The following is a 13,364-nucleotide window of genomic DNA, read 5'->3' as shown; positions in this document are numbered from 1 at the left end:
CGACCTTAATTAATGCGTTGTGTATTTACTATACTATTTTCTGTACCAAAACTATTAGCAATATACCCATCAGCCTGATGATCGTTATCCCACTGTTTACCATTTATTAAATAGCGAAAATGAAACTCTTTATCAACGGGAAGACGTTGCTTGCATTTAAATACGCCAAGCTTTTTGTTGTGCTTCATTGGCACCGGCTGCCAATCATTAAATTCTCCAAGTAAACAGACATCATCTGCATCTGGGTGAGAAAATTCAAAGGTTACTTCTGCTTCATTTTTTGTTTTAAAAAAGCGTTTATTCAACATAATAGGCTCCAACTAAACCATAAGGGGTATTCATCTTTGCCACAGGCCAAACAGCTTAAAAAGGCGATGTGGAATCCATTCATTCACATAAAAACAGCTTTAAAGTTAATCAAAACTTTATTTACGCATTATTACAGTGCGTTATTTATTTTACCGCACTGGTTTGGTGCAATTTTAACCATTAAAACTGATTTTTAAGTAAGCACTGCAACTGAGCAACTTTTAAACCAACTACACCATAACAGCTAATTAATTTGCTTTTGTCCTTAAACACATACTTATTAATTTTTATTACTACATTAAAACTATAAAAACCTTTAGCTTAACAACATCATCAGCGATAATAACTATCTACTCAGCCAACCCGATGAACACTTAAATACAATGTTGAAAAAAAGCATCCTTATTACTTCTGTTATCGTCTTTAGCATCATTACGGCTGTTGTAGGCAGTTCAATTTATACACTATATAGTAAAAAGGTGGTCTCTGTAGACCCAAAACTAAAAGAAATTTCAGGCATTGAGTTTGATAAACATAAACGGCTTTGGGCTATTAACGACAGTGGCGACGAGCCTAAGCTTTATAGGCTCAATGACGATGGTTCAATTGCAAAAGAAGTACTCGTCACGAATGCAAAAAATATAGATTGGGAAGATATGACGCAAAATAAGTTTGGTCATTTCTTTTTAGGCGACTTTGGTAATAATAAAAATGAACGTAAATGGCTAACAATTTATAAAATAGAAAACCCTATAGATATAAAAACCAATACAACAGAAGCTGAAATTATAAAGTTTACCTACCCAGAATTAGATGGCAGCCCAATACAACCTGATCAACGTAATTATGACTTAGAAGCGTTTGTGGCTTTTGGTCGACATTTATACTTGTTTACTAAAAATCGCACAGAGCCATTCGATGGAATTACTAACGTTTACAAAGTAGGCGACCATGCAGCGAATTTTGATGCCCAGCTGATAGATTCATTTAAAACGTGCACCACCATGGAAAAGCTTTGCTGGATCACATCCGCAGCACTTAGCCCAGATAGAAAAAAGCTCGCATTATTAGATTCAACCAGTATTTGGCTGTTTGAAAACTTTAAAGGCGATAAGTTTTTCTCTGGCGATGTATTTAAAATTGACTTAGGTATTGTAACCCAAAAAGAGGCAATCACCTTTTATGATGACAATACCATCGCCTTTACCGATGAGGAGTTTAAAGGCATTGGCGGCAATGTTTATTTTATAAAGCTCGACCAAGTAACCAAAGTGAAAGTGCAGCGAAGCCATCCTCAGCCGCAGTAGTTTAAAATAAATCTATTTCTGAGGAATTAACTTGTACACTGATTAAGTTCTCGGCAAGTAAATCTTCATAGATACAAAATTTATCTCGGCCATTATTTTTTGCATAATAAAGCGCTTTATCTGCGCTTTCTAGCACTGCAATTGGAAAATCATAAGGACTAATACGCGCTAAACCAGCACTGATCGTCATATTTTCAACAAAAGGAAACGATGTATTTCTAATGAGCTGTATAAATTCAGCCATTTTATTACTGATTGAGTCAGCGTCTGTGGGCTCAAAAACAATCACGAATTCTTCCCCACCAAAACGAAAAATTAAATCTGTTGAGCGAAAAAAGTGACGCATTTTTTGCGCTAATACGAGTAACACTTCATCTCCACAGATATGACCGTATTGATCATTTATATTTTTAAAATGATCAATATCTAAAATAGCCAGCCAAGATGTTGATGCCTGCTTTTGTTGCCTTTTATCCTTATCTCGGGATGAGCCGTGCATTTTTAATACTTGTTTTTCAATTAGCTGTTTTATTTTTTTCTCAAATGTCTGTCTATTTAACAGCCCCGTTAATTTATCTCTTTCGTTTTCATGGAGTATCACTAAATAGTTTTCAAATATGCGGCAAAAAGCATTTAGCATCACTTGAGCCGAACTATCTAAACTTTTTGAAACCACAGAAATGGCAGCAACTGTTTTTTCTTGGCGGGTAATGGGGAGCCAACGGCGTTCAATTCCATCGGCAGACTGAACAGTAATAATACAGGCAGAACGTAAACACGATAGAAGTTCATCCTCAGGCTGTGCAACAATTTGTCGTTGTACCCACTCGAATTGCTTTTCACCCGTGACTTTTAAGCAAAGACTTTGCTCAATAGTCAGTTGGCCTTGAACTTCTATATCTTTATAAACTGAGACTTCTTTACAGCCTATAAATTCTTGGATGGTCGATATCAAACTATATTCAAGAGAATCTACATCTCTATTTTTTGTTATTTTGATGACTGAATTCAGTAAATTTTCTTGCATTGTACTCCCTAAAGCAAACTGGGCGTTTGAGCATTAATAAAATTTAGCATAGACCACGCAGTGGAATATGCTAAATAAAAATTAAAGCATCAATGCTCATCCAGTTTAGGAGCCGCATTTTTAATAAATTAAGAACTGTAAGCGCTATTTTAGCTATTGGTCATGCAATTAATAAACTTCTCAGAGAGCTGTGTTATTGCCACTTTATCAGTGTACATAGGCTCGTTATTTTTTATTATAAACTCAGCACATTGTGCTTGAGATTGTTTGAATTTTTGCTTGCATGAGTTTACCGATTCGCCAATTACTTCTTGGTAGATGCTTTCATCACACAAGCTATCGGCAAATTGACTCGCCCCGGTAATAATTTCATTAATGCTGACAGGAGAGGATTCTAATTTGAAGAATATATCGCTGTAAGTTTCAACCGTTATGCTCTGTGCAGGGTCAAATAAAGTCGCTTTTGCACTTAAATATGAGCCACCTATTAATAATGCCACAGCAGCCATTGTTGTGTATTTCATAACATTTCCTTGTAAAGTCTTAGCCCAGTGGTGCCAAAAACGTCCTATTTCACTCACACCTTATTAGCCAATGCTAATAAGATTAATAACTGTATTGATGAGATTTATTAAGTACTGGAAGATTGCAACAAATGCAGGGCAATAAGCCTATTGATTTGGTTAAAAACATTCCTTGTTCCTAATATCAAGTAGACTACAGTCAAGTTAGCTTAAATGCAAATAATTAATGCTCACTTAATGTACTAAACAAATCGAATTAACGCTTAAATTTAGTCTCTAAAATAACCGATGAACGGGTACGCTCTACCCCATCTAAGTTACCAATATCATCAAGTAAGTGGCTTAACTGCTCAAGGTTCTGTGCTTCTACAATAGCAATTAAATCAAACTCTCCACTGATTGCATACAACTGAGAAATCGCATCAATTTGCTTTAATTCAATATTAGTTTTTGTTGTTAGCTTCTGTTTTACTTTTATTGAAACATGCGCAGAGACCAAGCTATTTAAAAAGTCGTCTCCAAAGTCAACGCTATAACCCTTAATGATCCCACTTTGCTCTAATTTTAGCATTCGGCTTTGCACCGTTGAACGAGATAAACTCAAATGCCTTGCAAGATCAGAAATGCTAGCGCGGGCGTTCGTTTTTAATACTGAGAGTAGTTTTTCATCTTGGGGAGTTATCATAATGCTAATTAAATTCGTTAATTTGACTATTATTCTAATCATTTTTCACAAAATAGCACTGCAAATTTCATTCATAACCTTTGATAATGACATTTTTAATAAGTAAAACACATTGTATTGCTGAATCATCCTGACCTTATCGTTATTTTTTCAGCAACGTATTTTTTTATGTGAATAATTTAGGTGTAAAAATGCAAGTAACCAGAGATTTATTTAACGACGTAATGGTCCCTAATTACAACCCTTCAGCTGTTGTTCCTGTTCGCGGTGAAGGCTCACGTGTGTGGGATCAGAACAATAACGAATTTATCGATTTTGCCGGTGGTATTGCAGTTAATTGTTTAGGGCATTGCCATCCTGCATTAGTCGGTGCACTTAAAGAGCAAGGCGAAAAAATTTGGCACTTATCAAATGTAATGACCAATGAGCCAGCTCTTCGTCTAGCTAAAAAAATGGTTGATGCCACGTTTGCTGAAAAAGTTTACTTTGCAAACTCAGGGGCTGAAGCAAACGAAGCAGCATTAAAATTAGCACGTCGCTTTGCACTGGATAAATTTGGTGCTGAAAAAACTAAAATTATTGCTTTCAATAAAGGTTTTCATGGTCGTACATTTTTCACTGTAACAGTGGGTGGCCAAGCTGCTTATTCTGACGGTTTTGGTCCAAAACCTGCTGATATTGTTCATTGTGACTACAATGATATTGCCGCTTTTGAAGCCTTAATTGGTGATGATACCTGTGCGGTAATGATGGAGCCATTACAAGGTGAAGGCGGCATTGTGCCACCAACTAATGAATTTGCACAAAAAGTACGTGAACTGTGTACTAAACACAACGCACTACTTATTTTTGATGAAGTGCAAACCGGCGTTGGCCGTACAGGTCACTTATACGCATACGAAGGCTTAGATGTTATTCCTGATATCTTAACGACGGCTAAAGCCTTAGGTGGCGGTTTTCCAATTGGCGCTATGATCACCACCACTGAAATTGCAGCACACCTAAAAGTAGGCACGCATGGTTCTACATATGGTGGTAACCCGTTAGCTTGTGCTGTTGCAGAAGCGGCATTTGATACCGTTAATACGCCTGCTGTATTAGATGGCGTAAAAGAGCGTGAACAAATGTTCCGTGATGGTTTAAATGCAATTAATGAAAAATACCATGTATTTAGCGAAGTCCGTGGTAAAGGCTTACTAATCGGTGCGGTACTAAATGAGAAATTTGAAGGCCGTGCTCGTGACTTTTTAGTAGCAAGTGCAAATAACGGCTTAATGAACTTAGTAGCCGGTATGAACGTTATTCGTTTTACACCTTCATTAGTGATCCCATTTGAGGACATTAAAGAAGGCTTAGCTCGCTTTGAAAAAGCAGTTAGCGATGTAGTAAACGGTTAATAACTAAGTAAAACATAACTAAGTCCTGAGGCAAACACACGTTTACCTCAGGATTTTATATGTTGTTGGAGCAAGTAGTTAATGCAAGTATTACGTCCTATTACTGTCAATGATTTTGCAGCACTTAAAGAGATTGCCATTGAGTCTGGCCATGGCTTTACCTCTTTACCTGTCGATGATGGGCAACTACAAGAAAAAATTGATCGTGCGCAAAACAGTTTTACTAAAAACGTAGATAAGCCCATCGACGAAAGCTATCTATTTGTTTTAGAAGACAGTGAAACCGGCAAGGTAATTGGTACTACCGCCATTGAAGCGGCCGTCGGGTTATCTGTACCTTTGTATCATTATCATCTAGGTAAAACAGTTCACCATTCACCCACTTTAAACGTTTACAATACCGTAGATATTTTGAGTATGTGTAACGACTACACTGGCTGCTCAGAAATATGTACTTTATTTTTACGTGAAGACAGTAGAAAAGGCCTGACGGGACGTTTTTTATCACGTTCACGTTTTTTATTTATGGCGCAACACAGCGAGCGCTTTGCCGACACAGTAATTGCTGAGATGCGTGGTGTTAGCGATGAAGACGGTCACTCGCCATTTTGGCAATGGTTGCAGGAACACTTTTTTAGCATTGAATTCCCACAAGCCGACCATTTAGTGGGATTAGGCGATAAAGTGTTTATTAGCGAACTCATGCCTAAATACCCTATCTATGTGAATTTACTGAGCAAAAAAGCACAAGCGGTGATTGGCCATGTGCATGATAAAACCAAACCAGCACTTAAACTGCTTGAAAAAGAAGGTTTTGAACACCGCGGATACGTTGATTTATTTGACGCAGGCCCCACAGTAGAAGCAAAACTCGGTAATATTCGCAGTATTCGTGATTCACAGGTGTGCCCTATTACTATTGGCGAGCTTGAACATATCAATGAGCAAAGCTCAGACACCCTTGCTATTTGTAATCAAGGGGTTAGCGATTTCAGAGCCACATTTACTAAACATGCTCATTACAATCAGGCAAAGCACACCTTAATCATCAGCCAAGAAGTAGCTGATGCACTTCATTTAAAACAAGGAGATGCAGCGCGATTTTTCCGCCTGTAACATTATTTATGAACACACAACTAATTAATAATCAATGGCTTGTAGGCAAAGGCCCTGCGTTTGATTCTATTAACCCAAGTAATGGTGAAATTGTATGGCAAGGTAATGGCGCCAACGCAGAGCAAGTTGACAGTGCCATAAAAGCGGCAAGAGCCGCGCAAGTTCAATGGGCAGACATGCCAATTGAGCAACGTATTACTATTTTAGAAAACTTCGTAGCCCAACTAAAAGAACACAGCGAAGAGTTTGCCACTATTATTGCTCGTGAAACAGGTAAACCGCTATGGGAAACACGCACAGAAGTGGGCGCGATGACAGGCAAAGTGGCCATTGCGATACGTGCTTACAATGAACGTACTGGTACAACCGAAAACCCAATGCCTGGTGCAAAAGCCTTTATTCGCCACAAACCTCACGGTGTGGTCGCTATTTTTGGTCCGTATAATTTCCCTGGGCATTTACCAAACGGCCATATTGTACCAGCCATACTAGCCGGTAATACCGTGGTATTTAAACCATCAGAATTAACTCCTCATGTAGCGCAGTTTACCTTAGAACTATGGTTAAAAGCAGGCTTACCTGCTGGGGTTATAAACCTCGTTCAAGGTGAGTTAGAAACAGGTAAAGCGCTTGCCTCACACAAAGATATAGATGGCCTATTTTTTACTGGTAGCTCAAACACAGGGCATTTATTACATAAACAATTTGCTGGCCACCCAGGTAAAATTTTAGCGCTTGAAATGGGCGGTAATAACCCGCTAGTGGTTAAAGATGTTGCTGATGTCAGCGCCGCTGTGCACGATATTATTCAATCGGGCTTTATTACTTCGGGTCAGCGCTGTACTTGTGCACGCCGTTTATTTATTGAAAAGTCGCCCAATGGCGATGCTATTTTAGAAAAGCTGATCAGCGCCACCAAAAATATCCTAGTAGACGATAGCTTTGCGGACGATCAACCTTTTATGGGTGCTATGATCAGTGAAAAAGCCGCATTAGGCATGGTTGCAGCGCAAGCTGAGCTAGTTAAACAAGGTGCTGAGATTCTTGTTGAGCTTAAACAGTTAAAATCAGGCACTGGGTTTGTAAGCCCAGGCATTATTGATGTCACTAACATTAGCGAAATTGCCGATGAAGAACACTTTGGCCCGCTTATAAAAGTATATCGTTACACTGATTTCAATAGCGCTATAACAGAAGCAAACAACACCAGCTTTGGTTTATCTGCTGGTTTACTTGCTGATAGCGAAGATGATTACAGTCACTTTTTAAAACGTATTCGTGCCGGCATTGTTAACTGGAACCGCCCTATTACAGGCGCATCAAGCGCAGCGCCATTTGGTGGTATAGGTGCCAGTGGCAACCACAGAGCCAGTGCATACTACGCTGCAGATTATTGCGCATACCCAGTGGCCTCTGTAGAGTCAGAAAAAGTTAACTTACCGCAAACCCTCGCGCCGGGCTTAATAATTGAATAACAATTTAAATAGATTTAAGGATTTACCATGCATACTGATGTAAACACATTATTTGATAACCTGTGGCAAAACTACCTAAGCGTAACGCCATCGGCTGACAAAATTCATGACCTATTAGGCTCAACGCAAAAAGACGACATAATCAACGATCATATTGCGCTGCGTACTTTTAATATTGAAAAAGTAGGCCTTGAAAAACTAGCTGCACACTTTTTAGCCATTGGCTACAAAGAATGTGGTGAGTACCATTTTGAAGCAAAAAAACTCTACGCTAAGCACTACGAGCACAGCGATCCAACGCAACCTAAAGTGTTTATTTCTGAGTTATTAGTTGAAAAATGTTCACCTGAGCTTCAAGCAATTGTTACTGATATGGTTGCACAAATTGACGAAAGTGCGGTGACTGCCGATAACTTTTTATATTCAGGTACACATTGGCAAGTAAGCACTGATACTTACAAAAAGCTATTAGCAGAGAGCGAATATGCGGCGTGGATGTCTGCGTGGGGTTACCGTGCAAATCACTTTACTGTGAACATTAATACCTTAGCTAAGTTTGATAACATCCATGATGTAAACCAAGCTCTTAAAGATGCTGGCTTTGCGCTTAATACCTCAGGAGGCGAAGTAAAAGGCTCACCAGAGGTGCTATTAGAGCAATCATCAACATTAGCTGATGAGTACGCCGTAACCTTTAGCGATGGCGATATGCGCATTCCTAGCTGTTTTTACGAGTTTGCTATTCGTTATCCAAAACCTGACGGTGAAATTTACACCGGTTTTGTCGCTGCCTCTGCAGACAAAATATTTGAAAGCACCAACGCACGATAACCAAAGCGTGTTGTATTTAAAAAAGCCCACTTTTGGGCTTTTTTTGTGCCTAATGAACGGCTTAAAACAATTTTATGTATCGATAAAACGATAAATAAAAATGACAACAATCAATTGCCCTCTTATGGGCATGCAGGCTTATGTATGTAAACTTAAACGCAGTTGCTTATTCCAACTGCGTTTTTTTGCTAAAGAAGGAATCTGCGCTTCCTTTTTAAAATTATAAAAACAACGGCTTATAATCGTTTTCTAATTGTTCGAATGACAAATCGCCAATAAATCGACCAAAGCTGAGCCACGTAGCAAGGCCTCTTAAATCTTTAAAATGAGGCGGCACAAATTGCGGATTTTCAATGACACCTAAGTCATGCAATTGCGATATTAATCTAAAGTCATCAATTGATATTTTACCCACCAGCAATAATGGCAACTGATCAATTCGACCAAGCTGTATCGCCACCCTAATTAAGTTGTAAACTAAAACAAAGCCTTTTATGTAAGCAATATCTTTGGTAAAGGGTAAGCCGGTTGCGGTACTGCCTCTAAAAACGCGCTGTGCAAGGGTATAGCTGTCGTCTTTTGATAAACCTTGAGCAACGTAATCTCGGTAAATATCGATAAACTCAGCACCATCAATTACTTTCGTCACCGCTTGAATACGGTTTACTAATTTTGATAAACGACGTGGTGTTGATTTAAGAGTAATAATTTCCGTCAGTACTGCAAGCCCCTCTTGGGTAACCGTAGAGCTTGGTGTGCCTTTACTCAAGCAGGTTAAATAAGGTTGCGCTAAGCCATTTTGAGTGGTGCCTACATGGATCCAGCCCTCGTGCACTTCTAAAATATCTAATTCGCGCTGAGAAAACTTAACATCTTGATTGAGCTTAATATTATTAGCACCTGCTGCCGCATCGCTGACAATACCATCACTTAGCATTACTTCTACGTTTATTCCCGGCATGCTGGCATTGACCTGTTCAGATAAAATCCGCACCGCGTCGCTGGCATCAATATTTTTAGGATCTTCAGGCAAAATATCCGCTGCAAGTAAATTTTTTAAAGGCTGTTCAAGCATATTAGCCAGTTCTGATAGCGATGGCTCACCAGCATGAAACAAATCTTTAGGATGACCAAATAGCTCCACTGATAAGTCATGAAACTCTGGCGTACCGCGGTATTCAAGCATGCTCAGAACCGTTTTATATTCGGTACACATTTTACCCATATATTGTGCAATTGGGTTTAATTGCCCCAACTGGTTAATAATATTGCGGTGCAGTGTTGAAAATGCTTGGCGCAACTCGCTAGGAACAAATCCTAAATCGCGCTGTTGATAATAAGCACGATCAATAAGTGGATTTTTTTGACATTTTTGTCTAAAAAATTCCTCTTTAATTTGTTTATCCCAATTTATTGCATCGAGTATTCTAATGGGTGTTTGCAATGCAATGAGTTGGTCGGATAATTCACGAGTTTTCAAAAGTAACGCTTTGTCTATCATGGTAAAAGCTCAACAAAAAGTGAACTTTGAGCATAATTTATAAATGAAAAATAACAAAGCAATATCATACTTTTTAGACTATTGTTTTTATGATGATCGACCCTCACTTCTATAGCGTATGAGTGATTAAATAAAAGGGACAAACAATGAAAAATGAAATCGACAATAAACAGATTCTAGCGGTTTACGAACGCATTCAACAACGCGGAGAAGTCACAGAAGAAGGTAAATTTTATCAAGGGATCACTGCATATTCTGATATAGATGGCTACACCGTCTATTTACAAGGCAGTGGTGTTTTACTTCGCTTTGGGTTTCATAATACTTATCACCTTGATTATGAACACGACAAACACAAAGACGACTTTTTGAAAAAACTTTACAACATAGCTAATGAAGAGTGATGCGATCAACAAATAGAAGAAACAGACCAACCAGTTCGCGCAACTTGCAGTTTATTAATCAAGTTATTGCGCAATTAAAAGCAGAGCCTAAAAAGCTGCAACTCATCAAAAACAACCTTGCTTATTACCGTGCGCAAACGCATTTAAAGCGTGGGTTTTTACTTGCAATAGAACGTTTTGATTGGGTATTTGAAGCGACCGATAATATTGATGAAATTTGCGACCAAATTATGGCTGACGATTATATTGGCAACCGTTTAAGACGTTATCCTTTGTTATTTAAAGGCGTTGTTGAAACCTAAACAGCGTCTTTATTTATCTCTTCACTAAGTTAACATTTCTGTAAATTAATCTCATATTTCACTTCCTAAATCTTTTTTCTTGGATCTTCCCACAAACTCGCCTTACCGCTTTTTAAAGTAACCTGCCCACAAAAAATACAATTAGTACTCTAATAGTTATCACACTAATAAATAAATCACTAAAAGTTTCAATAATTATGTAAATAAATAATTACACCGAAAAAAGCAATCAAAAAAACACACGTAACAAATTGTTATTAAATGATATTTAATAACAATTCAGCTTGTTAATATAACTTCATTTTAGACTTATTTTATTAATTATTTATCCACATTTCAGACACTCACCATTTGCACGAACCTTGAATTGTTAGAGCTATTACCTTAAGCTTATCTTTATTGAACGATCAATTAATAAAAATTATGCCTAAAGTTGGAATGGAACCTGTAAGGCGTCAGCAGCTAATTGACGCAACAATAGAGTCAGTTGCTCAAAAAGGGTTACAAGCAACCACAATTAATAGTATTAGCAAAAATGCGGGGATGTCTTCTGGCATAATTAGCCATTACTTTGGTGGGAAACAGGGGCTAATTGAAGCAACTGTGCGTTACTTACTGTCTAACTTGAAAGATGACTTGATCAGCAAAGTAGATGAAAAGACCACGCCTACTCAAAGGTTAATGTTTATTGTTGAATCAAACTTTGCGCTAGTACAACAACGAAAAGACACCACTCGGACGTGGTTAAGTTTTTGGGCGCAATCAATGCACGACAAGGAACTTCATCGTTTACAAAATGTAAACAGCAAACGCTTGCAAAGCAATTTAACCGTTTCATTTAAGCAATTAATGCCTTTAGCGCAAGCAAATCTCGCGGCAGAGTTAACCGCAGCAATGATCGATGGTTTATGGCTACGAGCCGTATTAAGCCAATCAGACGAAAATCAGTTTAAACACAGTGAATCACTGGCTAAAAACTACGTGCATTCACTTATCAAGCAATATGGAGCCTAACGTGACTACACCTATCTATCAAAACTTTATCAACGGTCAATTCCTTGCAAACAAAAGCGGCGAAACATTTGATGTAGTAAATCCTGCGACCGGCCAAGTAATTTATGCCGTTGAAGTTGCCGATGAATACGTTCAAAACGCAGCAATTGAAAGTGCAAAACAAGGCTTTAAAGTTTGGTCAGCCATGACCCCTATTGAGCGCAGCCGTATTTTATTAAACGCCGTTGCTTTTTTACGCAAGCGTAACGATGAGCTTGCACTTGTTGAAGTGCTCGATACCGGTAAACCAATGCAAGAAGCTAACTGCGTAGATGTTGAAACAGGCGCAGATGTAATTGAATATTTTGCAGGCCTTGCCCCTGCGCAAGTTGGTCAACAACAAATGGTTGGCGATGACTTTTACTACACACGCAAAGAGCCTTTAGGTATTTGTGCTGGTATTGGTGCATGGAACTACCCATTACAAATTGCATGTTGGAAGTCTGGTCCTGCCCTTGCAGCGGGTAATGCATTTATTTTTAAACCTTCAGAAGAAACCCCGCTTGGCGCAATTAAATTAGCAGAGGTGTTTATTGAAGCAGGTGTACCCGCTGGCGTATTCAATGTAGTTCAAGGCGCGAGTGAAGTAGGCCAATGGCTTACTGCACACCAAGATATTGAAAAAGTATCGTTTACTGGTGAAGTAGGTACCGGTAAGAAAGTCGTCGCCAGTGCTGCAGGTACATTAAAAGATGTGACTATGGAACTAGGTGGTAAATCGCCGTTACTTGTCTTTGACGATGCCAATATAGAGCAAGCAGTAAGCGCGGCAATGTTAGGGAACTTTTATACCCAAGGTGAAATTTGTACTAATTGCACTCGTATCTATGTTCACAAAAATGTGTACCAGCAGTTTATTGATGAGCTTAAAACTCGCACCGAAAACAATATTATTGCCGGTGATCCACAAGATTTAAACACTAACTTTGGCGCGCTTATTTCTAAAAAGCATCAAGATTTAGTGCTGAGCTACATCAACAAAGGCCTTGAAGAAGGGGCAACGCTATTAACCGGTGGCTCAACGCTTTCACCAGCATCTGCGCCAAATGGTTATTTTGTAGCGCCAACCGTATTTGTTGATTGCAACGATGAGATGACGATTGTTAAAGAAGAAATTTTTGGCCCAGTAATGAGCGTTTTAGTATTTGATGACGAAGATGATGTAATTGCACGTGCTAACGGCACTCACTTAGGTTTAGCTGCAGGCGTTTTCACCAGCGATATTAAACGTGCTCATCGCGTTATTCATCAGCTACAAGCCGGTATTTGTTGGATCAATGCTTACGGTAACTCGCCGGCAGAAATGCCTGTAGGTGGCTATAAGCAATCAGGTATCGGCCGCGAAAACGGCATACAAACGCTTGATCATTACACGCAAACTAAGTCTGTTTATGTTGGTATGGCTGACATAGAAAGCCCATTTTAAGGAATCA

14 protein-coding genes are annotated in these 13,364 nt (G+C 38.8%); 9 read left to right on the top strand and 5 right to left on the bottom strand.

Annotated features, from left to right (window positions below; translation table 11 throughout):
* Positions 1-5: 5 nt before the first annotated feature.
* On the bottom strand, positions 6-308 hold the full coding sequence (locus tag A9479_RS07100) for an isoamylase early set domain-containing protein (RefSeq protein WP_064663029.1): 303 nt from the start codon (positions 306-308) through the stop codon (positions 6-8).
* A 384-nt stretch (positions 309-692) separates the two neighbouring features.
* On the opposite strand from A9479_RS07100, the gene A9479_RS07095 reads away from it, so the two are divergent.
* On the top strand, positions 693-1,616 hold the full coding sequence (locus A9479_RS07095) for a hypothetical protein (RefSeq protein ID WP_028834784.1): 924 nt from the start codon (positions 693-695) through the stop codon (positions 1,614-1,616).
* Position 1,617: 1 nt separating this feature from the next.
* On the opposite strand, the gene A9479_RS07090 is transcribed toward A9479_RS07095, so the two are convergent.
* The 3 genes from A9479_RS07090 to A9479_RS07080 all read right to left on the bottom strand — a co-directional run bounded on the left by A9479_RS07090 (position 1,618) and on the right by A9479_RS07080 (position 3,852).
* Complete coding sequence (locus A9479_RS07090) at positions 1,618-2,643, bottom strand: GGDEF domain-containing protein (protein WP_064663028.1); 1,026 nt, start codon at positions 2,641-2,643, stop codon at positions 1,618-1,620.
* 149 nt (positions 2,644-2,792) lie between these two features.
* Positions 2,793-3,167: a hypothetical protein gene (locus A9479_RS07085; RefSeq protein ID WP_008112502.1), complete on the bottom strand. Its 375-nt coding sequence runs from the start codon at positions 3,165-3,167 to the stop codon at positions 2,793-2,795.
* A 256-nt stretch (positions 3,168-3,423) separates the two neighbouring features.
* Entirely contained in the window at positions 3,424-3,852 is a 429-nt protein-coding gene (locus A9479_RS07080; protein WP_013463231.1) for an Lrp/AsnC family transcriptional regulator, read from the bottom strand.
* 191 nt (positions 3,853-4,043) lie between these two features.
* Here A9479_RS07080 and A9479_RS07075 point away from each other — a divergent pair, with 191 nt between their 5' ends.
* The 4 genes from A9479_RS07075 (at position 4,044) to A9479_RS07060 (ending at position 8,671) form a co-directional block, all read left to right on the top strand.
* Positions 4,044-5,249: an aspartate aminotransferase family protein gene (locus A9479_RS07075; protein ID WP_024600888.1), complete on the top strand. Its 1,206-nt coding sequence runs from the start codon at positions 4,044-4,046 to the stop codon at positions 5,247-5,249.
* 81 nt (positions 5,250-5,330) lie between these two features.
* The gene (astA, locus tag A9479_RS07070; protein ID WP_013463229.1) at positions 5,331-6,365 is read left to right on the top strand and encodes an arginine N-succinyltransferase; all 1,035 of its coding nucleotides are present in this window, start codon (positions 5,331-5,333) and stop codon (positions 6,363-6,365) included.
* 8 nt (positions 6,366-6,373) lie between these two features.
* Complete coding sequence (astD, locus tag A9479_RS07065) at positions 6,374-7,840, top strand: succinylglutamate-semialdehyde dehydrogenase (RefSeq protein WP_064663027.1); 1,467 nt, start codon at positions 6,374-6,376, stop codon at positions 7,838-7,840.
* Between the two features lie 27 nt (positions 7,841-7,867).
* Positions 7,868-8,671, top strand: coding sequence for a DUF1338 domain-containing protein (locus A9479_RS07060; RefSeq protein WP_064663026.1), 804 nt, complete (start codon positions 7,868-7,870; stop codon positions 8,669-8,671).
* A 220-nt stretch (positions 8,672-8,891) separates the two neighbouring features.
* Here A9479_RS07060 and A9479_RS07055 read toward each other — a convergent pair whose 3' ends face one another.
* Complete coding sequence (locus tag A9479_RS07055) at positions 8,892-10,172, bottom strand: flavohemoglobin expression-modulating QEGLA motif protein (RefSeq protein WP_064663025.1); 1,281 nt, start codon at positions 10,170-10,172, stop codon at positions 8,892-8,894.
* Positions 10,173-10,318: 146 nt separating this feature from the next.
* On the opposite strand from A9479_RS07055, the gene A9479_RS07050 reads away from it, so the two are divergent.
* From A9479_RS07050 to betB, 4 genes are all read left to right on the top strand, one after another.
* Entirely contained in the window at positions 10,319-10,576 is a 258-nt protein-coding gene (locus A9479_RS07050; protein ID WP_013463225.1) for a DUF3081 domain-containing protein, read from the top strand.
* The gene (locus A9479_RS07045; protein ID WP_064663024.1) at positions 10,576-10,878 is read left to right on the top strand and encodes a hypothetical protein; all 303 of its coding nucleotides are present in this window, start codon (positions 10,576-10,578) and stop codon (positions 10,876-10,878) included. Before A9479_RS07050 ends, A9479_RS07045 begins: the two co-directional genes overlap by 1 nt.
* A gap of 438 nt (positions 10,879-11,316) precedes the next feature.
* A complete protein-coding gene (gene betI / locus A9479_RS07040) occupies positions 11,317-11,892 on the top strand; it encodes a transcriptional regulator BetI (RefSeq protein ID WP_008111458.1) in 576 nt (191 codons plus the stop codon).
* Between the two features lies 1 nt (position 11,893).
* Positions 11,894-13,357, top strand: a complete 1,464-nt coding sequence (betB, locus tag A9479_RS07035; protein ID WP_064663023.1) for a betaine-aldehyde dehydrogenase — start codon at positions 11,894-11,896, stop codon at positions 13,355-13,357.
* The last annotated feature ends 7 nt before the right edge of the window (positions 13,358-13,364 follow it).

This window comes from Pseudoalteromonas sp. MQS005, from assembly GCF_001661605.1.
Classification (GTDB): Bacteria; Pseudomonadota; Gammaproteobacteria; order Enterobacterales; family Alteromonadaceae; genus Pseudoalteromonas; species Pseudoalteromonas tetraodonis.
This window is presented reverse-complemented; position numbering and strand designations above follow the sequence as displayed.

What these genes read in the sequence shown, in the direction of transcription:
- A9479_RS07100 (WP_064663029.1), bottom strand. Translation starts at nt 308, where the DNA reads ATGTTGAATAAACGCTTTTTTAAAACAAAAAATGAAGCAGAAGTAACC.
- A9479_RS07095 (WP_028834784.1), top strand. Translation starts at nt 693, where the DNA reads ATGTTGAAAAAAAGCATCCTTATTACTTCTGTTATCGTCTTTAGCATC.
- A9479_RS07090 (WP_064663028.1), bottom strand. Translation starts at nt 2,643, where the DNA reads ATGCAAGAAAATTTACTGAATTCAGTCATCAAAATAACAAAAAATAGA.
- A9479_RS07085 (WP_008112502.1), bottom strand. Translation starts at nt 3,167, where the DNA reads ATGAAATACACAACAATGGCTGCTGTGGCATTATTAATAGGTGGCTCA.
- A9479_RS07080 (WP_013463231.1), bottom strand. Translation starts at nt 3,852, where the DNA reads ATGATAACTCCCCAAGATGAAAAACTACTCTCAGTATTAAAAACGAAC.
- A9479_RS07075 (WP_024600888.1), top strand. Translation starts at nt 4,044, where the DNA reads ATGCAAGTAACCAGAGATTTATTTAACGACGTAATGGTCCCTAATTAC.
- astA (WP_013463229.1), top strand. Translation starts at nt 5,331, where the DNA reads ATGCAAGTATTACGTCCTATTACTGTCAATGATTTTGCAGCACTTAAA.
- astD (WP_064663027.1), top strand. Translation starts at nt 6,374, where the DNA reads ATGAACACACAACTAATTAATAATCAATGGCTTGTAGGCAAAGGCCCT.
- A9479_RS07060 (WP_064663026.1), top strand. Translation starts at nt 7,868, where the DNA reads ATGCATACTGATGTAAACACATTATTTGATAACCTGTGGCAAAACTAC.
- A9479_RS07055 (WP_064663025.1), bottom strand. Translation starts at nt 10,172, where the DNA reads ATGATAGACAAAGCGTTACTTTTGAAAACTCGTGAATTATCCGACCAA.
- A9479_RS07050 (WP_013463225.1), top strand. Translation starts at nt 10,319, where the DNA reads ATGAAAAATGAAATCGACAATAAACAGATTCTAGCGGTTTACGAACGC.
- A9479_RS07045 (WP_064663024.1), top strand. Translation starts at nt 10,576, where the DNA reads ATGCGATCAACAAATAGAAGAAACAGACCAACCAGTTCGCGCAACTTG.
- betI (WP_008111458.1), top strand. Translation starts at nt 11,317, where the DNA reads ATGGAACCTGTAAGGCGTCAGCAGCTAATTGACGCAACAATAGAGTCA.